At 71.7% G+C, this 20,992-nt stretch carries 19 protein-coding genes; 8 read left to right on the top strand and 11 right to left on the bottom strand.

The genetic code is table 11. From position 1 onward, the window contains the following. Positions 1 to 49: 49 nt before the first annotated feature. A complete protein-coding gene (locus ACLZOT_RS12730) occupies positions 50 to 223 on the top strand; it encodes a hypothetical protein (RefSeq protein WP_416968937.1) in 174 nt (57 codons plus the stop codon). A 64-nt stretch (positions 224 to 287) separates the two neighbouring features. Here the strand turns inward: ACLZOT_RS12730 and ACLZOT_RS12725 are convergent, their stop codons facing one another. Both ACLZOT_RS12725 and ACLZOT_RS12720 read right to left on the bottom strand, forming a co-directional pair. Further along, positions 288 to 1,619, bottom strand: a complete 1,332-nt coding sequence (locus ACLZOT_RS12725) for a S1 family peptidase (RefSeq protein ID WP_416968936.1) — start codon at positions 1,617 to 1,619, stop codon at positions 288 to 290. Positions 1,620 to 1,890: 271 nt separating this feature from the next. Next, entirely contained in the window at positions 1,891 to 2,778 is an 888-nt protein-coding gene (locus ACLZOT_RS12720) for a hypothetical protein (RefSeq protein ID WP_416968935.1), read from the bottom strand. Between the two features lie 181 nt (positions 2,779 to 2,959). On the opposite strand from ACLZOT_RS12720, the gene ACLZOT_RS12715 reads away from it, so the two are divergent. Genes ACLZOT_RS12715 through ACLZOT_RS12690 form a run of 6 tightly spaced genes read left to right on the top strand, consistent with a single transcriptional unit; the run spans position 2,960 to position 8,696 of the window. Continuing rightward, positions 2,960 to 4,288, top strand: a complete 1,329-nt coding sequence (locus ACLZOT_RS12715) for a sugar ABC transporter substrate-binding protein (protein WP_416968934.1) — start codon at positions 2,960 to 2,962, stop codon at positions 4,286 to 4,288. Next, the gene (locus ACLZOT_RS12710; protein ID WP_416968933.1) at positions 4,285 to 5,193 is read left to right on the top strand and encodes a carbohydrate ABC transporter permease; all 909 of its coding nucleotides are present in this window, start codon (positions 4,285 to 4,287) and stop codon (positions 5,191 to 5,193) included. The genes ACLZOT_RS12715 and ACLZOT_RS12710 overlap by 4 nt, the downstream gene beginning before the upstream one ends. Then, the gene (locus ACLZOT_RS12705) at positions 5,190 to 6,131 is read left to right on the top strand and encodes a carbohydrate ABC transporter permease (RefSeq protein ID WP_416968932.1); all 942 of its coding nucleotides are present in this window, start codon (positions 5,190 to 5,192) and stop codon (positions 6,129 to 6,131) included. Before ACLZOT_RS12710 ends, ACLZOT_RS12705 begins: the two co-directional genes overlap by 4 nt. A gap of 26 nt (positions 6,132 to 6,157) precedes the next feature. Beyond that, on the top strand, positions 6,158 to 7,060 hold the full coding sequence (locus tag ACLZOT_RS12700) for a 5-dehydro-4-deoxyglucarate dehydratase (RefSeq protein WP_416968931.1): 903 nt from the start codon (positions 6,158 to 6,160) through the stop codon (positions 7,058 to 7,060). Further along, positions 7,057 to 8,307, top strand: coding sequence for a glucarate dehydratase family protein (locus ACLZOT_RS12695; protein ID WP_416968930.1), 1,251 nt, complete (start codon positions 7,057 to 7,059; stop codon positions 8,305 to 8,307). The genes ACLZOT_RS12700 and ACLZOT_RS12695 overlap by 4 nt, the downstream gene beginning before the upstream one ends. A gap of 17 nt (positions 8,308 to 8,324) precedes the next feature. Continuing rightward, positions 8,325 to 8,696 carry a PPOX class F420-dependent oxidoreductase gene (locus tag ACLZOT_RS12690; RefSeq protein WP_416968929.1) on the top strand — a complete coding sequence of 124 codons (372 nt, stop codon included), beginning with the start codon at positions 8,325 to 8,327 and terminating at the stop codon, positions 8,694 to 8,696. A 50-nt stretch (positions 8,697 to 8,746) separates the two neighbouring features. On the opposite strand, the gene ACLZOT_RS12685 is transcribed toward ACLZOT_RS12690, so the two are convergent. The 4 genes from ACLZOT_RS12685 to ACLZOT_RS12670 form a co-directional block, all read right to left on the bottom strand. Further along, a complete protein-coding gene (locus ACLZOT_RS12685; RefSeq protein WP_416968928.1) occupies positions 8,747 to 11,500 on the bottom strand; it encodes a hypothetical protein in 2,754 nt (917 codons plus the stop codon). A 151-nt stretch (positions 11,501 to 11,651) separates the two neighbouring features. Beyond that, the gene (locus ACLZOT_RS12680; RefSeq protein WP_416969066.1) at positions 11,652 to 12,056 is read right to left on the bottom strand and encodes a Zn-ribbon domain-containing OB-fold protein; all 405 of its coding nucleotides are present in this window, start codon (positions 12,054 to 12,056) and stop codon (positions 11,652 to 11,654) included. Between the two features lie 129 nt (positions 12,057 to 12,185). After that, positions 12,186 to 12,857 carry a TetR family transcriptional regulator gene (locus ACLZOT_RS12675; RefSeq protein WP_416969065.1) on the bottom strand — a complete coding sequence of 224 codons (672 nt, stop codon included), beginning with the start codon at positions 12,855 to 12,857 and terminating at the stop codon, positions 12,186 to 12,188. 71 nt (positions 12,858 to 12,928) lie between these two features. Beyond that, on the bottom strand, positions 12,929 to 13,777 hold the full coding sequence (locus ACLZOT_RS12670) for a bifunctional methylenetetrahydrofolate dehydrogenase/methenyltetrahydrofolate cyclohydrolase (protein WP_416968927.1): 849 nt from the start codon (positions 13,775 to 13,777) through the stop codon (positions 12,929 to 12,931). A 224-nt stretch (positions 13,778 to 14,001) separates the two neighbouring features. Between ACLZOT_RS12670 and ACLZOT_RS12665 the strand changes: the two genes are divergently transcribed. Further along, a complete protein-coding gene (locus ACLZOT_RS12665; RefSeq protein ID WP_416968926.1) occupies positions 14,002 to 14,703 on the top strand; it encodes a peptidoglycan-binding domain-containing protein in 702 nt (233 codons plus the stop codon). Here ACLZOT_RS12665 and ACLZOT_RS12660 read toward each other — a convergent pair. From ACLZOT_RS12660 to ACLZOT_RS12640, 5 genes are all read right to left on the bottom strand, one after another. Then, positions 14,689 to 15,078, bottom strand: a complete 390-nt coding sequence (locus tag ACLZOT_RS12660; RefSeq protein WP_416968925.1) for a hypothetical protein — start codon at positions 15,076 to 15,078, stop codon at positions 14,689 to 14,691. The genes ACLZOT_RS12665 and ACLZOT_RS12660 overlap by 15 nt on opposite strands. 113 nt (positions 15,079 to 15,191) lie before the next feature. Further along, a complete protein-coding gene (locus ACLZOT_RS12655; protein ID WP_416968924.1) occupies positions 15,192 to 16,139 on the bottom strand; it encodes a MurR/RpiR family transcriptional regulator in 948 nt (315 codons plus the stop codon). 17 nt (positions 16,140 to 16,156) lie between these two features. Next, on the bottom strand, positions 16,157 to 17,761 hold the full coding sequence (locus ACLZOT_RS12650; RefSeq protein WP_416968923.1) for a phospholipid carrier-dependent glycosyltransferase: 1,605 nt from the start codon (positions 17,759 to 17,761) through the stop codon (positions 16,157 to 16,159). A 74-nt stretch (positions 17,762 to 17,835) separates the two neighbouring features. Next, a complete protein-coding gene (locus tag ACLZOT_RS12645; protein WP_416968922.1) occupies positions 17,836 to 19,737 on the bottom strand; it encodes a phosphatase PAP2 family protein in 1,902 nt (633 codons plus the stop codon). 237 nt (positions 19,738 to 19,974) lie between these two features. Beyond that, on the bottom strand, positions 19,975 to 20,883 hold the full coding sequence (locus ACLZOT_RS12640) for an N-acetylglucosamine kinase (RefSeq protein WP_416968921.1): 909 nt from the start codon (positions 20,881 to 20,883) through the stop codon (positions 19,975 to 19,977). Positions 20,884 to 20,992: the final 109 nt, after the last annotated feature.

Below are 20,992 nucleotides of genomic sequence, written 5' to 3'. Positions count from 1 at the left end.
ACCTATTAACTCACGCGGTCTTCACCCCCGGCGCCGTAAGATTCACACCATGTCCATCACTGTTGAACCCCTTACCGAGCGATCGGCCGCGGAGGTCAACGAGGAGATCAGGGCCCTGTGGCTCCGGTCGGGCGGGATTCTGCGCGGGGACCAGCGCGAGGAGTATCAGCGGCTGGTGACGGAGTGGGCCGCGGTTTCCCACCGTTCGGACCACGCGGCCTGAACTCCCCGGCCTCCCTTACCTCTTGGGGCACCCGCCGACCGGTGGGTGCCCTTGTTCGTGTCCCTCAGCTCCAGTTCGCCGCGTAGTACCGCTGGTACTCCTTGCGGTCCCGCTCCTCGCGCAGGTAGCGCGTGAAGAACAGCGCCCCCATGCTCGCCGCGATGATCAGCAGACCGGGGCCGATGGCCAGCGGGTTGGCCAGCTTCGAGGCCAGGGACGTGCCGCCGACCGGAGCCGTCGAACCCGGCGCCGCCTTGCCGGGAGCGACCGCCGCTTGCGTGGCGGCGGGGTTCGGCGCGGCGCCGCCCTGCTGGGCGCCGTCCGCCTGCGCGGCCACGATCAGCTGCATCTTGGTCGCCGCCAGCGCCGCCGACACCGGCTGGAAGAACGTCGTGCCGCCCGCCGTGCAGTCACCGCTGCCGCCCGAGGTGACCCCGAGCGCGATGCCCTCCGAGAACATCGGGCCGCCGCTGTCGCCGGGCTCCGCGCAGACGTTCGTCTCGATCAGGCCGGTGACCGTGCCCTCCGGGTAGTTGACGGTCGAGTTCAGCGACGTGACCTGGCCGTCGCGCAGGCCCGTCGTGCTGCCGCTGCGGAACACCCGCTGGCCCACGACCGGGTCCGCGAAGCCGGTGATCTTGACGCCGTTGCCGTTGCCGATCGCCACGATGTCGGCGCCCTCGCCCGCCTTGCCGTTCGCGTACTGGATCAGCGAGTAGTCGCCGCCCGGGAACGAGGAGTCGACGGTCTGGCCGATCTCCTGCGACGCCTGGTCGTTGCCGAACCAGATCGAACCGTTCGGCCCGCAGTGCCCGGCGGTCAGGATGAAGTCCTGCTGCCCGTTCGTCACGTTGAACCCGGCCGAACACCGGCCGCTCGTCGACAGGATGGGCAGCGCGCCGTTGATCCGGGTGGTGAACTTCCCCTTCGTGCGCTCCATCTGGACGAAGCTGCCGATGCCGGTCGCGACCTTCGTCATCCGCGACCAGTCCTCGGCGGAGACCGTGCTGTCCGCCTGGACGACCACCTTGTTCGTCCGGTAGTCCACCGACCAGGCCGTGCCCGCGACCCGGGGCGCGTCCTTCAGCGTCGTGGTGGCCGCCTTGAGTTCGTTCATGCTGTGGCCGACCATCTTCGGCTCGGCACCCGCCTTGCGGACCTGGTCCGCCGCGCTGTCGTCGGTGACCGCGACAACCGGCCTGCCGTCCGCGCCGATCCAGCTCCCCGCCGTCCGCGCGGTGCCGAGGCTCTTCGTCAGCTCCGTCCCCGTCCGGCCCGCCGTGTCCGCCGAACTGCGCACCAGCGCCGACGAGTTCGGCGTCTCACCCGCCATCGCCGCCTGCGCGACCATGACCCCTCCCAGGAGGACCCCGCCGACGGCCGCCAGCCGTGTCACTCGCCGGACGGTGCGTCGTCGTACGTGCCTCATACCTGGCTCCCGAACCCGAACACGCGACGCGGGGCGCCGCGGGGCGCCGTGGTCGTGGAGCGCCCACTGTTCATACGAACGCGACCGTACGGGTGTTCACCTCAAGTGACCGGGTTCTTCGGGGCGTTGTTCCCGGCGGGGCGGGGCTGAGGGGGGTTCGGAGGCGGCGGGTCGGTGAGGTGTCCTGGAGGCGTAGTACCTCGGGGAGCGACCCTGCGGTGCCGGCGCCCGCGCGGCGTCAGCCCTTCCGGGCGCCGTCCCCGCGCAGCGCCCCCGCTTCCAGGTACGGCCGCAGCAGCTCGCCGAGCACCGGATCCCCGACGCCGGTCGCCTCGTCCCCGGCGATCTTGCGGGCGATCCCGGCGAGGAAGTCCGCGAGCTGGACGCGGGGATCCGAACGGGCCTGTACGAGCCGCAGGCCGGCCAGCGTCACGCCGCGCGCCTCGGCCCGCTGCCGGATCCACTCGACGCGGGCCGGCGTGAGCAGGGTCTGCCGGTCGTGGACGAGGTGGACGGGTGTGCCGGGGGAGGACCAGTGGGCGGCGGTGTCGACGATCGTGGGGAAGAGGGGGTCGAGAACGGGGATCAGCGTCGGTATCGAGGCGCGATAGGCGAAGGCCCTTTCCCGCCGCCCCGAGAGCCGCGCGAGCATTTCCCCCGCCTCGGTCCCGGCGACGGCACTCCGCAGCGCGTCGAGGCTGCCGAAGAATTCCTCGACGAGCACCCCGGAATCGACCTCGGCCCGCACCCGGAGCAACCGATTGCCCGCGCGCACAAACGCCCCCCAGACCTCCTCCGGCACCCCCTCCCCGCTCGGCGCTCCCTCTCCGCCCAGTACCTCCACCACCCGTCCCACCAGGAACGATTCCTTGCGCACCAACTCCACATGAGCCCGCCCGCGCAACGCCCCGAGCAGCCACTCCAGCACGGCCCGGTGCTTCTCCCGCAGCAGATGATTCGCCTTGTACTCCTCGGCGGGCGACCGAATCCGCTCCCGGATCTCGGAAATGACCGAGCCGGCGAACTCCACAGAGACATCCACGCTGCCGTGAGCGAAGAACAGCGTGTTCCCCCCGACGAGATTCTCCCCATCGGCCCCGGACTCATCACAGGCGATCTCGATCACGCTCCCATCCTCCTGTACGAGGGGGCGGCGGCGCAGCCGCCTTTTTCGGGGGCGCGGGTCCGGCTGGTCGAGTCGGCGCAACCTCCCCGTCATGTCTTGACATGCGGCCGAAACCATTCGTAGCTTGAGCCCCTAATTTAGATTCGTGAAGCGAGTTCACGGATATGAACGGAGAGTGCCCATGGTGGATCGCCGACGAAGTCGTCGCCTGGTCGCCGGCCTCGGTGCCACGGCACTGTTGTTCGGGGTCACCGCGTGCGGCGGCGGATCCAGCGGAGCGACCGGCCCGAACACCCTGGAGGTCTGGACCCGCAGCAACCCGGACTCCGCGGAGACCTACAAACGCGTGTTCGCCGCGTTCACGAAGAAGACCGGCATCAAGGTCGACTACCAGCCGGTCGTCAACTTCGACCAGCAGCTCCAGGCCCGCGCGTCCACCAAGGACCTCCCCGACGTCATGATCAACGACACGGCGCTGATGGGCAGCTACCAGAGCCAGGGCCTCCTGAAGCCGATCGACCCGGCGTCGATCGCGGGCAGCGGCCAGATCGACGCCAAGACCTGGGCGTCGACGGTCGGCCTCGACGGCACGCACTACGGCATCCCCTACTCCCGCCAGGCGTTCACCCTGTTCATCAGGAAGGACTGGCGCGAGAAGCTCGGCCTGCCCGTCCCGAAGACCTGGGCCGAACTGCTGACCCTGGCGAAGGCGTTCGCGGACAAGGACCCGGACGGCGACGGCAAGAAGGACACGTACGGCATGGTCGTCCCGGGCAGCGCCCAGAACGGCTACGTCGCCTGGTGGGCCGCGAGCTTCCTGTGGCAGTCCGGCGCCCGCATCATCGAGCCCACGAAGACCGGCGGCTACCAGCCCGTGATGACGTCGGACGCGGCCGTGAACGCGGTCACCTGGCTGAAGAAGAACCTGTTCTGCACGGAAGACAACGGTGTCATCCAGCCCGGCGCGATCACCGCGATCACCGGCAACGCCAGCAACTTCCAGGACGGCAACGCCGGTATGTACCTCACCGGCCCGTACAACATCGCGACGTTCGACACCGCCCTCGGCAAGGACAAGTACGAGGTCGTCCCGGCGCCCGCGGGACCCGCCGGCAACAACGACGTCCTGGCCGACGGCGAGAACGTCTACTTCGGCGCCAAGACCGGCAAGGCGAAGCAGGAAGAGGCCCTCGCCGCGTTCCTGATCTCGCCGGAAGGGCAGCGGCTCGCCATGACCGGCGACCACCAGCCCGTCGTCCGCATCCCGGTGAACTCCACGCTGAGCGCGGCGACCGTGCACGACGACCCGCGCTGGGGCGTCGTACAGAAGGCGTACGAGGACGCCTCGGTGCAGTTCCCGAACGCCCTCGACTGGGCGCCGTTCCGCCAGGACACCGCCGACGCGCTGAACTCGATCTTCACCTACTGCGGAGGCAGCGTCCGCTCCAGCCTCAAGGAGCTGAACGAGACCCTCGCCGGTGACCTCAAGGACCAGGACCTGCTGAAATGACCGCGACCACCCCGACCCCGGTGCGCCGCGCCCGGGGGATCAGCAAGAGGAGCGTCCTGCCGTGGGTGTTCCTCGCCCCCGGCCTGCTCCTGGCCCTCGTCTTCAAGTTCTGGCCCATGGCCAAGGGCATCTGGCTCAGCTTCTTCAAGGTGCGCCCGTTCCTGGGCGACCAGTGGGTCGGCCTGGACAACTACACCCGCGTCCTGAGCGACCACCGCTTCCAGGACGCCGTGGGACACACCCTGGTCCTCGGCATCGGGATGTCCCTGGGCGGCATCCTCGTCGGCTTCGTGCTCGCGCTGCTCCTGGAGGGGCAGAGCCGGTCGCTGAAGATCGTCCGGACGGCTGTCTTCCTGCCGGTCGTCACCGCGACCGCGGTCGTCGGCGAGCTGTGGCGGCTGCTGTACTACCCGACCTCGGACGGCCTCATCAACCACGGCCTGAGCTTCCTCGGCCTCGGTCCGACGCAGTTCCTCGACAACCCCGGCACCGCGCTGTGGTCGACGATGGCCATGGGCATCTGGATGAGCGCCCCCTACAACATGGTGATCATCCTGGCCGGCCTCGCGGGCGTGGACCGCTCGCTGTACGAGGCCGCCGCGATGGACGGCGTCTCCCTGTGGCAGCGCCTGCGCCACATCACGCTCCCCGCGATCCGCCCCGCCATCGGCATCGTCCTCACCCTCGCCGCCATCCGCGGCCTGCGCGTCTTCACCGAGGTGTACGTCCTCACCGGCGGCGGCCCGGCCGGCTCCACCGACGTGTGGATGACCCGCGCCTACACGCTCGGCTTCACCCGCAACGACATCGGCGGCGCCTCCGCGGCCTCCGTGGTCCTCCTGGGCGTGACGCTCCTGCTGACCGTCACGGTCAACTACTTCCGCAAGAGGGGAGACGCCCGATGAGCGCACCAGCCATCGACCCCGTCCGCGCGCCCCAGGCCCCCGCGCGCAGCCGTACCGCCAAGGCCGCTAGCACCACCCCGGCCCGCTTCGACACCGCGCTCGGCTGGAGCGACCGGCCCGGCGTCGCCTGGGCGCTGCGGATCCTGCTCTGCCTGATCGCGCTCGGCGTCTTCGCCGCGCCCTTCCTGACCATCTTCGCCGGGGCATTCAGCAAGAACCCCAGCGGCTCCGACCTGTCGTTCCTCCCGCACCACCCCACCCTGCTCAACTTCAAGGTCGCCGGCGAGCGCAGCATCTGGGACTACTTCACCAACTCCCTGGTCATCGCGGGCGGCGCGCTCCTCCTCCAGCTCGCCGTCTCGGTGCTGGCCGCCTACGCGCTCGCCCGGCACAAGTTCCGGGGGCAGGCGATCGTCCTCACGCTCTTCATGCTGACGATGATGCTGCCCGAGGAGGTCATCGCGATCCCCCTCTCCCTGGTCCTCGGCCACGTACCGGTCCTCGGCCTCGACCTGAAGGGCACCGCGTTCGGCGTCATCCTGCCGCTCGGCGCCTGGGGCTTCTCGATCATGCTGCTGACGGAGTTCATGAAGGACATCCCCGTCGAGATCGAGGAGGCCGCCCGCCTGGACGGCGTCGGCGAGTTCCGCATGTTGTGGCAGGTCATCCTCCCGCTGTGCAAGCCGGCCCTCGGCGTCGCGGGCGTCCTCGGCTTCGTGATGATCTGGGACCAGTACCTGCTGCCCCTCATCGCCTCCAAGGACCCCACCGACTACACGGTCACCGTCGCCCTGTCGGTCCTGCGCACGGACCCCGAGGTCGGCTCCGGCGTCCTGCTGGCCGGCGCGGTCATCGCCCTGGTCCCCAGCCTGATCGTCTACCTGCTCCTCCAGCGCTCGCTGGTCACCGGCATCGCGGCCGGTGCCACCAAGGGCTGATCTCGACACCCCCACTGAGAGAAGACATGAAGTTCCACGGAGTGCTGTTCTTCCCGGTCACCCCGTTCGACAAGGACGGCGACCTGGACGAGGACCTGCTCGCCCAGCACATCGACAACGGTGTCAGGGCGGGCGCGGGCGGTGTCTTCGTCGCCTGCGGGACCGGCGAGTTCCACGCCCTCACCCCGGACGAGGTCGAACGCGCCACCCAGGTCGCCGTCAAGACCACCGCCGGACGCGTCCCGGTCCTCGCGGCGGCCGGCGGACCCACCCCGGTCGCCCGCGACCACGCCGTACGCGCCGCCCGCGCGGGCGCCGACGGCATCCTGCTGCTCCCGCCGTACCTGGTCACCGCACCCCAGCGGGGCCTGGTCCGGTACGCCGCCGAGGTCACCGCCGCCACCGGCCTCCCGGCGATCTTCTACCAGCGCGGGACGGCCCGGCTCGGCGAGGACACGGCCGCCGAGATCGCCGCGCTGCCGAATGTCGTCGGCCTCAAGGACGGCCTCGGTGATCTGGAGCGCCTGCACCGCATCGTGCGCCGAGTCCGCGCGCGGCAGCCGGAGTTCCAGTTCTTCAACGGGCTGCCCACCGCCGAGATGACCGCCCCCGCCTACCAGGGTATCGGCGTCGACCTCTACTCCTCGGCCGTCTTCGCCTTCGCCCCCGAGATCGCCCTCGCCTTCCACCGGGCGCTCGCCACAGGGGACACCGGCCTCGTCGACACCCTCCTCGACGAGTTCTACGCCCCCCTCGTCGCCCTGCGCGACGAGGTACCCGGATACGCTGTCGCCCTGGTCAAGGCCGGGGTCCGGCTGCGTGGCCTGGACGTCGGAGGCGTCCGCGCCCCCCTCGTCGACCCGGCCCCCGACCACCTCGACAGGCTCGCGAAACTCCTCGACCACGGACTGGAGACCGTCGCCGCATGAGCGCCACCCGCATCCGCGAACTGATCATCACCCCGATCGCGTTCTCCGACCCGCCGCTCCTCAACTCCAACGGCTGCCACGAGCCGCTGGCCCTGCGCATCATCCTCCAACTCGTCCTGGAGGACGGCACGGTGGGCCTCGGCGAGTCCCCCGGCGGCACCGTACGCCTGGAGCGACTTCAGATCGCCGCGAAGGCCGTCGTCGGCATGGACGTCTTCGACGCGACCGCGATCAGCCGGGCCATCGACGCCGCGCTGGTTCCCACGGTGCCCTCCTCGCACGAGCGCGGCTGGACCCACTCCGCCGTGGAGGTCGCCTGCCTCGACGCCCAGGGCAAGATCCTCGGCCGCCCGGTCAGCGACCTCCTCGGCGGCAAGGTCCGCGACTCCGTGCCGTTCGCGGCGTACCTGTTCTACAAGTGGGCCGAACACCCCGAGCTGGACGGCCGGCCCGCGATCACCGACGACTGGGGCGCCGCCCTCGACCCCGCCGGGATCGTCGAACAGGCCCGGCTCATGCAGGAGCGGTACGGATTCAAGTCGTTCAAGCTGAAGGGCGGCGTCTTCCCGCCCGACGAGGAGATCGCCGCGATCCGCGCACTGGCCGAGGCGTTCCCCGGCCGGCCGCTGCGCCTGGACCCCAACGTCGCCTGGACCGTGGAGACCTCGCGGTACGTCGCCGAGCAACTCGACGGCGTCCTGGAGTACTTGGAGGACCCCACCCGGGGCATCGAGGGCATGGCCGAGGTCGCGAGGACCGCGCCGATGCCGCTCGCCACCAACATGTGCGTGATCGCCTGGGAACACCTCAAGCCGGCGATCGAACAGGGCGCGATCCAGGTCCTCCTGACGGACCATCACTACTGGGGCGGCCTGCGCCGCACCCGTGAACTCGCCGCCGTCTGCGAGGCGTTCGGGATCAAGCTGTCCATGCACTCCAACTCCCACCTCGGCATCAGCCTCGCCGCGATGACCCACGTCGCCGCCGCGATCCCCAACCTCGACCACTCCTGCGACACCCACTACCCGTGGAACAGCGGCGACGAGGTGATCGTCGGGGGCCCGCTGACGATCGAGGACGGCGAGGTGAAGGTCCCGACCGGGCCCGGCCTCGGCGTCGACCTCGACCACGACGTCCTGGAGCGCCTGCACCGCCGCTACCTCGACTCCGGGATGAAGGGCCGCGACGACACCGGCTACATCCGCAACTTCCAGCCGGAGTACGAACTGCGGCTGCCGCGCTGGTGACTGCCTAGACTGCGGGCATGACACAGGATCTGGCCGCGGGAAAGTACCTGCTCATCACCAGCTACCGGAAGAACGGCACCGGTGTCCCGACACCGGTGTGGGTGGTGCGCGACGGCGACGCGCTCGGCGCCTGGTCGGCGGCCGACTCCTGGAAGGTCAAGCGGATCAGGGCGCGCGGGGACGTGCTGGTCGGCCCCTGCGACGCCCGGGGCAACCCCACGGGTGACCCGGTGCCGGGCACGGCGGAGATCTGCGACGCGCAGACGACGGCCCGCTACCGGACGCTGATCGCCCGGAAGTACGGGATCCTCGGGCGGCTCACCCTGCTCGGGAGCAAGATGCGGCGCGGGCTCGACGGCACGGTCGGGATCCGCATCACGCTGACATGAGATGAGGGGTACGAGCCAGGTGGCCCGTACCCCTCGTCCCCTGACCGGCGTCAGGACGCGTCCGTCACCGTCCCCACGACCGGCGTCGTGCCCGGCAGTTCCTTGCCGTCCATGTCGGTCTGGACCGCGCGCACCGACTCGACCGGCTCGGTCACCGAGTCCTTGACGGTCCGCACGTCGAAGTCCGCCGTGGTCTTGCCGGCCTCGACGATCACCCACGCCCAGACGTCCGCCTTGGACAGGGCCCGCTCCGGGTCCGGCTTCTGGCCCGAGTAGTCCTCCAGCCACTGCGGATCGACGTCCTTCGTGGACAGTTCGGTGCCCTCGGTGACCGGCACGAGCCGGATCGGGTGCCAGATGTCGACGGCGGCCGTCTGCGACTGCGTGACCCGCCACAGCAGCGTCCCGCCCTCGGTGACCTTGTCGGCCACCGGCACCAGCGTCGCCTTCGGCTCCGGGTCGTCGTTCTTCGCGGTGACCCCGCCCCGGTACTTCCCGACGACCGCGCCGTGCACCGCCTTCACGACGATGTCCTGCTGCTGGTCGTTCCCGAACTCGGTGTCGCCCTTGACCTTCACCGGTACGTCGATGGCGTTCGAGCCCGGCCGGACGGTCACCACCTTGTCCGTGGACTTACCGGTCTTCGGGTCGATGACGTAGTAGCGGACCTGCCCGCTGCCCTTCCCGGACACCTTGACCGGCACCCGGTAGGTGCGCGTCCCGGAGTCGCCCTCCAGGACGCTGAGCCGGCCGACGTCGACACGCGGCAGCGCGGCGGCCCGGGCGGCGGGGGTACCGGCACGCCAGCCCCAGGCGTCCATCAGCCACGCCTTGCCCGACGCCGAACGCGGCGTGATCTCCAGGGACTTGACCCGCTTCAGGTCGAAGGTCTTCGCCGTCTTCAGCGGGACCCGCACCTCACGCGCCCAGTAGGAGGCGGTGGCGGAGGAACCCGGCAGCCCGTCCACGGTGACCTGGCCCAGCTTGGCCCGGCGGTTCTTGGAGTCGACGAGGGTGACGTCGAGCTTCGTGCCCCTGGTGTTCGGCGGGACGAAGACGCGCAGGGCCACGGCCGAGGAACCGGCCAGCGACAGCGGCTTCGCGGGGGTGACCCGCGCGGCCGTACCCGGCTTGGTCCAGGAGACGGCGACCGCGCGGCGGCCGCTCTCCCGCTCGGTGTCCCACTGCGCGAAGTGCGGCGAGGAGCCCTTGGCCCGGTCGAGCCCGCAGCCCTTCTTCGCGTCGGGCGTGACCGCGTCGCACAGCCGCGCGCCGGACACGCTCACCGAACCGTCCGGCAGGAAACCGGCACCCCGGTTCGCGCCGACGGCGTGCGTGAGGACCTGCGCCTTCCCGGCGGAGGCGGCGCGCACGTTCGTGCCGTCGAGGAGCGGGCGGACCCGGTCGTCCCCGGCGACGAACAGCCGCGCGGCGGCGGCGATGTAGACCGCGCCCGCCTGGTGCTGCTGGTCGGCGGTCAGGCGGGTCGCCTTGCCGGGGGCGCAGACCGGGTCACGCTGGTCGGGGTCGTCGTAGAAGTCGTCCCAGGCGGGGGCCTGTGCCTTGCCGGGGGTCCACTCCGTGTTGAAGAAGTTGTGGTTGGCGCCGACCACGTACACCGCGCTGTGCAGCGCCTTGCCGTTGCTGACGGCGCGCGTGCCGTCGACGTACACCTCGCCCTGGAGGTCGGAGACGTCGCCGTCGCAGCCCGGCAGGATCGTCGCGGACGGGACGTCGGCGACCGGGTTCTGGCCGAAGATCGTCGGTCCGATCAGGACCGTGCCGCTGACGTGCCAGCGCGCCTTGCCGGGCGCCCCGTCCTCGGCGGCCGGCGGCGGGTACAGGCTGTCCATCGCCGCCCGGTTGACGCCCTCGCCGCCGCGCGAGTGCCCGACGAGCAGCACCTTCGACAGGTCGGTCTTCGGCGCGCTGCGGACGACCGGCGGGGCGGACGACGGCTTCGCGGCCCAGTCGGCCCAGCGGGCCAGGTGGCGGCGGACCAGCGACGATCGGGCCTGGGCGCCCGCGTCCTCGGCCTCCCAGTCCTGGCCGTTGATGCCGTTCGCGGAGATGGAGACCGTCACATAGCCCTGGGACGCGAGGAGTTGCTGATCCTTCACGTACCCCTGGTAGCTGGGGATCTCCTTGAAGCCCTTGGCGCAGGGCCAGTCACCGGTGACGGACTCCTCGCCGCCGCCCGTCTTGAAGCACGTCGAGTGGCGGCCGTGCAGGAACAGCGCCACGGGACGCTTCCCGGCCGCGCCCTTCGGCGCGATCACCAGGCCCCGCATCTCCACGGGCGCCTTGAAACCGGGGAGTTTGACGGAGGGGAGGGAGTACTCGCCGCGCGTCGTGCGGTACGGGCCCGGCTTGCCGGGGTCGACCGGGTTCGCCGGCGGTGCGGGGGCGGCCTGCGGGGCGGCGAGGGAGGCACCGGCCCCGGGCTCCTCGGCGTCCAGCCGGCGCCCGCTCGCCTGCACCTGGAGCCGCGTGAGCTGCTCGGCCCGAGCGGCGTCGTCGAGGGGGAGCTTGAAGGTACGGCCGTCGGCGGCCGGTCGGGGCACGCCCAGGAGGCGGCCGTTCGCGTGGAACTCCACGCGCGCGTCACCCATGGGCACGGGCTGCGGCGCGCGCCACAGCAGATCATGGCCGGATATGCGCCAGCCGGGCGGAAGCGTGTTCGCAGTGGCCGGCGCGTCTTGCGCCGCGGCCAACCCCGGTGAACCCGCCAGGACCGCGAGCGCGGCCACGGCGGTGACACCTATTCGCCGGGAACGGGACAAGGGAGTTCCCTCCTCGCACATGGAGTGCGGGCGTCCCGTCGGAACCGGGTGCCTCGCACGTCACTGAGGATGCGAAGCATGTCCTATGGGTTGGCTGTGGGAACGCTGTTCGGATCAACGGCCAACGGTTTCCGGCCAGTTCTGAAACTTTCAAGAAGGTGCTCGGCAGCAGCTACCACGACCGGTACGGCTCGTCGAGCAGCTGGAACACCGGCTCGCCCCGCACCGGGTCCTGAGCGGTCGTCAGCCGCACCCGGTCCCCGCTGTGGATGCCGATCGCCGGCCCGATGACCCGGCCGCGCACGACGAATCCCTCGGCCATCTCGACCATCGACACGTTCCGCGCGCCCGGGGTGTTGCGGTTCACGACCGTCGAGTGCCGGACCGTGCCGGTGCCCTCGGCGCGCTCCGTGCGCAGGTCGCTGCCCCGGCACACCGGGCACAGGAGGCGGTGGTACATCGCCGTGCCGCAGTAGTCGCAGCGCTGGTAGAGGATCGCCTCGTGGTCGCCGCCGCGCCGGTCGAGTACGGCGGCCCCGCCGGCCGCCCGCTGCGTGGCGTTCGTGTGGTGGTACACGCTCATCGACTCCCTGCGCTCGCCCGGACATGGCCGCACGGGGCGCCGCTCCTGTGTGCCACCGTGCACACGGTCAGCGTATGGCACTCAGTGCCAAGCGTAAAGGCACTGCGTACCCCTGAAATCAGGTCAGCCGCGGCCCAGCGTCGTCTCGATCTCCTGGACCACCCGCCACAGCGGAGCGCCCCGGCGCGAGACGACCACGACGACGTCCTCGGGCTGCTCGGCGGCGGCGGGCGCGGTCCCGGGGGAGCTGTACGTGGACTGGACGTACTCCAGCGCGTGGTCGACCATCGCGCCCGCGTCGCCCGTGCCGTCCGAACGCAGCCAGGAACGCAGGGCGTTGTTGTGCGCGGCGACCACCGCGGCGGCGATCACGTCCGCGCGCAGGATGCCGTCCGGGCGTCCGGCGAACCGCGCGCGCAGATACTCGGCGAGCGCCCGTTCGTAGCGCCACACCACCGACAGCTCGTAGGCCCGCAGCCCCGGGACGCGCTTGGTGAGCCGGTAGCGCTGGACGGAGAAGGACGGGTTCTCGGCGTACATCCGCAGCACCAGCCGGGCCGCGTCGCAGACCCGCCGCACCGGCTCGACCCCCGTGTCGTCCTCGGCGAGATACGCCGTCATGTCGGCGAGGCACCGCTCGTGGTCGGGGAAGACCACGTCCTCCTTGGAGGGGAAGTAGCGGAAGAACGACCGCCGTCCGACCCCGGCGAGCGCCACGATGTCGTCGACCGTGGTCTGTTCGTACCCGCGCTCCAGGAACAGCCGGAAGGCCGCCGCGACCAGCGCGTCCCGCATGGAGGGCTTGCTCATGGCAGGGAACGTAGCACGCGATGGCACTCAGTTCCCTGCCGTGAGGGAACTCCGTGCTACTGCCGTTCCGCTGCCTCGACCACGTTCGTCAGCAGCATCGCCCGTGTCATCGGGCCGACCCCGCCGACCGGCGGCGAGAAGGAGCCCGCGACGTCGCTCACGTCCGGGTGGACGTCGCCGAGGATGCCCTCGACCGTGCGGGTCAGGCCGACGGACAGGACGGTCGCGCCCGGCTTGATCCAGTCCGGGGTCACCAGGTGGGCGACACCGGCGGCGGCCACCACCACATCGGCCACCCGCGCGTGCGCGGCGACGTCCTGCGTGGCCTCGTGGCACAGCGTCACCGTGGCGTGCTCGGTCGAGCGGGTCAGCATCAGGCCCAGCGGACGGCCGACGGTGATGCCGCAGCCGATGACGCAGAACTGCTGGCCGGTGATGGCCACGTTGTTGCGGCGCAGCAGGTCGATGATGCCGCGCGGGGTGCAGGGCAGCGGGCCCGGGATGCCGAGGACCAGGCGGCCCAGGTTGGTGGGGTGCAGGCCGTCCGCGTCCTTGCGGGGGTCGATCAGCTCCAGGACCGCGTGCGTGTCGATGTGCGCGGGCAGCGGGAGCTGGACGATGAAGCCGGTGCAGGCCGGGTCCTCGTTGAGGCGCAGGACCGCCGCCTCCACGTCCGCCTGCGAGGCGTCGGCGGGGAGTTCGACGCGGATGGAGGCGATGCCGACCTGGGCGCAGTCGCGGTGCTTGCCGCCGACGTAGGAGCGGCTGCCCGGGTCGTCGCCGACCAGGATGGTGCCGAGGCCGGGGGCGATCCCGCGCTCCTTGAGCGCACTCACCCGCTGGGCCAGCTCGGTCTTGATGTCGGCCGCAGCGGCCTTGCCGTCGAGAAGTGTCGCGGTGGTCACGGGAGGAGAGAACCCTTCGGGACGAAGACGCCGGTCGGGAGCCGGTGACGTCCTCGGCCCCCGTACGACCATGGTACGTCGCCCGAGTGGGGGAATCCGCGCCGGACGGATTGTGCGGTCGTACGAAAATCCCGCACGCCCCGCCCGCCCCGGTGAACCGCCCCCGCCACCCGCCCGTATCTCTCCGGGGGATCCGAGGAGATCCGAGGAGAGGGGAGACCGGAGTGCCGACACCGGAGACCAGCGGCGAGCCGTTCGAGCGTGAGGTCCTGGAACCCATCGTGGTGCTCAGGCCGAGGCGCACCGACGCGCTGGCGGACCTGTTCCGCGAACTGACCGAGCTGAGCGTCGACGACACCCCGGACCAGGAGAAGACCCGCACCTACGAGGCGGTGAACGTCTCGAAGGAGCCGCAGACGCAGCGGATCCCGCCGCTGCCGCCCCTGCCTCCGCGCCGCCGCGCCGCACCACCCCCGCCCGCGCAGCCGGCCACCGGCAGGGGCGTACGCCGAGCGGCCGGGGTGATCGCGGTCTCCGCCGCCGCCCTGGTCGGCTTCGCCGCAGCGATCCTGCTCCTGCCCGGCCGCCAGAACGACGCGGCGGCGGCCCAGCCCCCGGTCGCCAGCGCCCCCGCGCAGGAGACCCCGGCGACCCCCGCCCCGAGCCCCCCGGCCCAGGACCAGGCCCCCGACCCCGACGGCGCCGGCGTCCTGCGCGAGGGCGCCACCGGCCCCGAGGTCGTCACCCTCCAGGAACGCCTGCGCCGGATCCCGAACGTGTACGACGACGGCGCCACGAACGGCCGGTACGACGCCACGCTCACCGAGGCGGTGGCCCGCTTCCAGCTCTGGTACGGCATCCGCGGCGACGAGTCCGGGGTGTACGGCGACAACACGCGCCACGACCTGGAGTCACGCACCTCGTGACGCGGCCGACTGGGCCGCCAGCGCCTCCGCGACCGCCCGCACCCCGCGCGCGAGGTGCTGGAGCTGCGTCAGCTCGGCGGCGTACATCTTGATCGTGTGCTCGATCGCAGCCTCGTGCAGGCCGAGGGCCGGCAGGTCCGCGCGGGCCGTCTGGAGCGCCGTGCGGGCCACCCGGACCTCCTGCTGGAGCTGGAGGTGGGCGTGGCGGGCGAGCAGGACGGGGTGGCGCAGCAGGGCCGGGTAGCCCGCGTACCGCGCGGGGACCAGCTCGCGCAGCCATTTGACCGCGGAGCGCTCCCAGTCGTAACTGCCGGGCGTCTTGACGTGGCGGGGCCAGTCCGGGCTGAGGCGCGTCGTCGTGAGACTCATGAGCATGGCTTCCGATGTGCGGCGGTGCGACCGGAGCAGTATTTATATATGCGGCCACCTTTGCAAGACGTATGAAAACATTCACGTTCTCGCCGGAAGATCACCACTCGCCCGCGGGCTCACTCCGGCAGGAAGAACTGGTGCCGGTCCGCGACCTGCTCGTACTCCTCCAGCCGCGCCTGCGTCCGCTCCGGGCCCGCGTCCGTCATGGCCTGGAGCAGCGCCGCTGCCATCACGCCCGGGGCCGCGTACGAGTCGAACACCAGCCGCGATCCGGTCCCCGTCGCGAACACCACGTCCGCCTCGTCGGCCAGCGGGCCCAGCGCCAGGTCCGTGACCAGCGCCACCCGCAGGCCCGCCCCCCGCGCCACCCGGACCGCCGTCAGCGTCTCCTGCGCGTGCCGGGGCATCGAGAACGCCAGCACCCATGTGCCGCCCGCCTCCCGGGACTGGAGCAGCGCGTCGTAGGCGACGCTCCCGCCGCGCGTCACCGGCCGCACGTCCGGATGCACCCGGCGGGCCGCGTACGTGAAGTACTCCGCGAGCGACGCCGAGATCCGCAGGCCCAGTACCGTCAGCGGCGTCGACCCCGACAGGCTCCGGCCCACCTCGATGACCTGGTCCGGGTCGGCGAAGTCACGCCGCAGGTCCTCCAGGTTGCGGATCTCGGCGTCCACCGCCGCCTGGAGTTCGTTGCCCCGGTTCACCTCGGCCGCCCCGCGCGGGCCGAGCGCCAGCGACTGGAGCCGCTCCCGCAGCGCCGGATAGCCGCTGAAGCCGACGGCCGCCGCGAACCGGGTCACCGAGGGCTGGCTCACCCCGACGCGCTCCGCGAGGTCCGTGATCGACAGCAGGGACGCCTCGGTGAGGTGCTCGATCAGGTACTGCGCGATACGGCGCTGGCCGGGGGAGAGATGCGTCCCGTCGAACAGGGCCCGCAGCCGCGAGGCCGGGGAGAGTTCCGCCTCCTCGACGGCCTTGCCCGAGGTGATCGCCGACGCCTGCGCCCGTGCCTGCTGCTCCGAGGGCCCGGAGCCTCCTCCTGTGTCTCCCACGCGGCTCAACATAGCCCACGGCTTGATCGTCACCGCCGGTAGACGGTGATCGAGTGCCCCACGTCGTCCACCGCCCGGCTGGTCCGCAGCAGCTCCGCGAGCCGCCCCGTCGCCTTGGCCGCCGCCGAGTCCGACACGACCAGCAGCCCCCGCACCCGCCCGGCCGGCACGCCCAGCGGATCGCTCGCCTCGATGCCGTAGTACGACGGCACCCCGGCCCCCTTGTAGACCAGCCACATCGGCTGATCCCGGTACTCCTCCGCGAGCCGCCCGAGGTCCTGCCCCCAGTCCACGTTGGAGTCGTGCAGCCGCAGATGTGTGCGCGCCGGACCCCCGAACGCCTCGTTGGAGTACGGCAGATAGTAGGGAAACGTCCGCAGCGAACTCACCGCGACGAACGCCACCAGCGCCCACGTCACCCACACCCGCCGCAGGCTCAGCGCACAACCCGCCGCCACAGCAAGGAACATGGGCACGAACACCGCGTACCGCGTCCCCAGGTCCCGCGACCCCGTCATCGCCGACGCCAGCAACACCCCGGTAGGCACCAGCACATACAGCGCGGCCCGCCGCAGCCTCGCCACCGACACCATCGCCACCGCCCCCGCCACCCACAGCGCGATCATCCCCAGCGGCGTCTTCACCAGCAGCGCGGCCGGCAGGTAGTACCACCGCGACCCGGTGTAGACCTGCCCGAACAGGAATCCCTGCCACGGCTGGTTCTCGAACCTGAACTGCACCCGCATCCCGTCCCGGTACGACTCCGGCACCGGCAGCAGATCCACAACGAGCCCGCGCAACCCATGAGTTGACGGGATCTCACCCGGTGCCGGACTCCACCGCAGCCGGGGATCGACGACGAGGTACGAGATCCAGACGACGGCCAGGGCGCTCACCACGACGACCGCCGCACCCGCGAGCGCCTTCCCGCGACCTGAGGACCACAGCGCCACCACAGCCAGCCCCGCGAACACCGGCACCGCCGTCAGCGTGCTCATCTTCGTCGCCAGCGCCGCCCCCAACGCCAGCCCCGCGAGGGCGAGATACAGCCGGGGGTTCCGGTCGGCCCGCCACAGCAGCCACGCCGACGTCAGCAGGAACCCCGCCGCCGGGACGTCCAGCGTGGCCAGCGAACCATGTGCGATGACGTCCGGGGAGAACGCGTACAGGGCGAGCGCGACGAACGCCGCCGCGCGGCCCGCGACGTCCCGCGCGAAGAAGAAGACGACCAGCCCGAACAGCAGCGTCAGCGCGATCACGGGTAACCGGGCCCAGAGCATCAGGTCCCACGGGTCGTTGCCGGACCCGTATAAGAGGTGCCGGCCCAACGCGCCCTGGTTGCCGGTGAATCGAGGATCGACGTGCGGGTCGGCCAGAGCCACTCCGACGGCCACGATCAGCTTCCCCAGCGGCGGGTGCTCGGGGTTGTAGCGGACCTCGTGCGCGTGGAGGTAGTCGGCCGCCGTCCCGACGTACACCGGCTCGTCGATGGTCGGTGTCTGCTCGACCGCCGTCGTCACCATGACCGCCGCCATCTGGGCCAGCAGCAGGAACACCAACAGGGGGACCAGCCAAGGGCGTTGACGGATCCGGACGAGGGCCGGGGGTTCTCGCAGAAGAGTTGTGCTCGCCATCGTCCGCCCTGGGTGACCGTACGGGGCGGGAGCGGCCCCCGGATCGGGCCGGGCCGCTCCCGCCCCTCAGTACGTCACCGCTTCACGATTCGTACCGACAGACCTTCCGCCGTGTAGTGGGGTACGGCCCGCAGGTGGGCCGAGTTCAGCTCGACCTTGTCGAACTGGCCCCGCAGCTGGGCCGCGCCCAGGACGTGGACGACCGTACCGGCGACCGGCGGCTGCTTCGCGTCGAGGCGCAGCACCAGCTTGGCGCCCTTCTCCAGGCGGGCGCGGGCGGCGACGGCGAGGGCGGGGCCGTGGTTCCTGCGGATCGTCAGGTCGAGCGTCGAGGCGCCCTGCGTCCAGGCGCCGCGCACCCGCAGCCGCATCGGCAGCGCGGCGCGCAGCGTGCCGCCCGTGAGGGTGACATCGCCCTGGCCGAGTGCGTTGACGTGCCCGGCGACGAGCGTGCCCTCCTGGACGACCGTGCCGCCGTGGTAGCGGTTGTGGCCGGTCAGGGTGAGCGTCCCGGAGCCCTTCTTCGTCAGGCACCCCCGGCCCTCGATGTCGTTGCGCCAGGCGTCGGCCGCGTGGAAGCCGCCCTTCGCCGCGTCCAGGGTGACCGTGACGTCCGACTCGAAGGCGCCGTACCCGTCCGCCGCCGCGAACAGGTTGAGCCGGCCCCACTGCTCGAAGCCGTCCAGCAGGACGTACCCCGACTCCAGCGCGGTCGTCCGCAGCACCGCGCGGCGCTGCTCGGCCGTCAGGTAGGGCTGGCGGGTCTCCAGGAGCACTTCGGCGCCCTTGGGCACGGTCAGCGGGTACGTCCGTCCCTTGCGGTTCAGGACGTACGTCAGCTTCGGCTCGACCAGGTCGGCGTTGGCCTCGCGGTCGGCGTACTTGTCGGCGGCGTCCGAGTGGGCGTACGCGAACAGGGTGTCGGGGGTCGTGCCGGTCTTCGCCGTGAAGTAGGCCAGGGCCTGGGCGCGCGCGGCGGCCTTCAGCTCGGCGTTCGCCGGGTCGGCGAGGGTCGCGGCGGCCAGCGCGGTGGCCATGATCCGGCCGCCGAGCACGTCGACCGTGGAGTGCATGCCGGACATGATCCGGGTGTGGCTCAGCTCCAGGGCGCGGGTCACCAGCTCCTGGAAGCGCTCGGGGACGGCGTACGCGTAGGCGAGCGAGGCCAGGTGGAAGGCGTTGGTGTGGCCGCTGGGGAAGCCGCCGTCGTCGACCGGCGAGGTGGAGCGCTGCCGAAGCAGCTGCTTCACGACGACGACCTTCGAGTCGTAGACCGGGTAGCCGAGTTCGTCGGTCCTGCCGGTGTCGACGACCTCGCTGTTCTCGTTCATGCGCCACGGACGCGGGTACTGGAACGCGTACTTGCCCGGGTTGCCGGACGCGAACGGGCCGCGCACGGTGTCGACGAGCTTGGCGACCTGGCCGAGATCCGAGGTGTACGAGCCGGCGCCGAGCGCGGAACCGGCGGGCGCGTCGGCGGGGACCGCGTCGTCGATCTTCGTCGGCGGGGTGGTCTCGGGCGCGGCGGTGATCGAGGTGACCGCCTTGGCGCCGGTGCGGTAGAGCGGGGCGAGCGGGCCGAGGCCGCCGATCATCGCGTAGCTCTGGTGCTGGCGGTCGTAGACGAACGCCTCGCGCGCCTGTGCCTCGGTGCGGCGGGTGGTGAGGTTGACGCAGTACCGCACGTTGGCGCGCAGCACCTCGCGGTCGAGGACCGTGCCGGTGTTCCAGGCGGCACCCGTCTTCCAGACCTCCGTCATCCCGCCGAGGATGCGCACGACGGCGTTCGTCTCGGGCGTGAGGTTCGCCATGACGTTCGTCTTGTAGTCGTCGACGAACGCCGCCGCTGCGGGCGCGGCCTTCGCGTCGGCGGCGCCGAGCCACGACACGAGCGTCGGCGCGGCCACCAGCGCGGCCGAACCGCCCACGGACGCCTTGAGGAAACGCCTTCTGTTCACTGCGGCGGGGGACGACATGCGGGTGCCTCTCTGGAGATGACGGAGATCGTGCGATCGGGGTCGGCTCGGAGGCAACTGCCGTCGACTGAGCCGGGTGATGCGTACGAGCGAAGATCTACGGCGGAGTCGTGACCGTTCCGGGTGGGAACGGCGGCCGGAGCATGTCCCGTGGGTGAACGGGGAGTTCCGTGATCCGCCTGCCGTGCGGTACTGCTGTCTGCCGTGCGGTGAGCACATATATAAGGAGAGGGAGTTCTACAGGAGTGCGCGCGCCAGCGCCACCGCCCCCTCGACCGGCGCCACCGTCAACGGCCGTGCCTTCGCGCCCGGTACGGCCTCGGCGAGGCCCGCCGTGAACGCGTCGTACAGCACGGGCTGCCCGAGGACGGTCCCGCCCGCCACCACCACGTCGGCCACCGGCACCCCGCGTGCGGCGAGCCGGGCGACGAGCGCGGCCAGGGCCTGGCCGGCCTCGGCGATGACGGCGTGCGCGAGGGGGGAGCCGGAGGCGGCGGCGGAGAAGACGACCGGCGCGTGCCGCCCCCAGTCGGAGGAGGCGTTGGCGGCGCCCTCCAACGCGGCGCCCAGCGCGGGGACTTCGGGCACGCCGAGCGCCTCGACGAGCCCCTGGGCGAGGGAGTCCGGGGCCTCGCCCCGGTCGTGCGCGGCCCAGGAGGCACGGGCTGCCTCGCGGACCAGCCCGGCGGCGCCGCCCTCGTCCCCGAGGACGGCCCCCCAGCCGCCCACCTGGACCGCCGAGCCGTCGGCGAGCCGTCCGACCGCGACCGAACCGGTGCCGGCGACGAGGCCGACCCCCTGGTCCAGCCCGGCGGCGGGCACGAGGAGTTCGGCGTCCCCCACGATCGAGGCGGGGACGCCGAGCAGGTCCTGCAACGCGGTACGGATGTCCGCGCACTGGCGGGGTGTCTCGCAGGCGTGCGCGCCCACGGCGATCGCGGACGGACGCGTGCCCGGTGGCAGTGCCTCGCTCACGAGGTCGGCGAGCCAGCGGGCGGCGGCGTCGGTGTCGTGCGGGCGCCAGCCGCTGCTGGCACGGACGTGGTCGGCCACCGTCTCGTCCCCCGCGAGGGCGCGGAGGTGCGTCTTGGTGCCGCCCACGTCGATGCCGACCAGTAGCGGGCACGAGGGGGGTGCGTCCTGCACGGGTTCTTCCTTCGTCGAGAGCGCTGAGCTGCGACGGCGGGCGAACCGTGCGGATGTGAACGGATCTTGAACATTCTCGGGAAGCCCCGGGACGGGCTTCAGTTGGCTA

The organism is Streptomyces sp. 4F14, from assembly GCF_048159485.1.
Taxonomy (GTDB): domain Bacteria; phylum Actinomycetota; class Actinomycetes; order Streptomycetales; family Streptomycetaceae; genus Streptomyces.
Note: the sequence above shows the minus strand (reverse complement) of the source record. Positions and strands in the feature narration are given on the sequence as shown.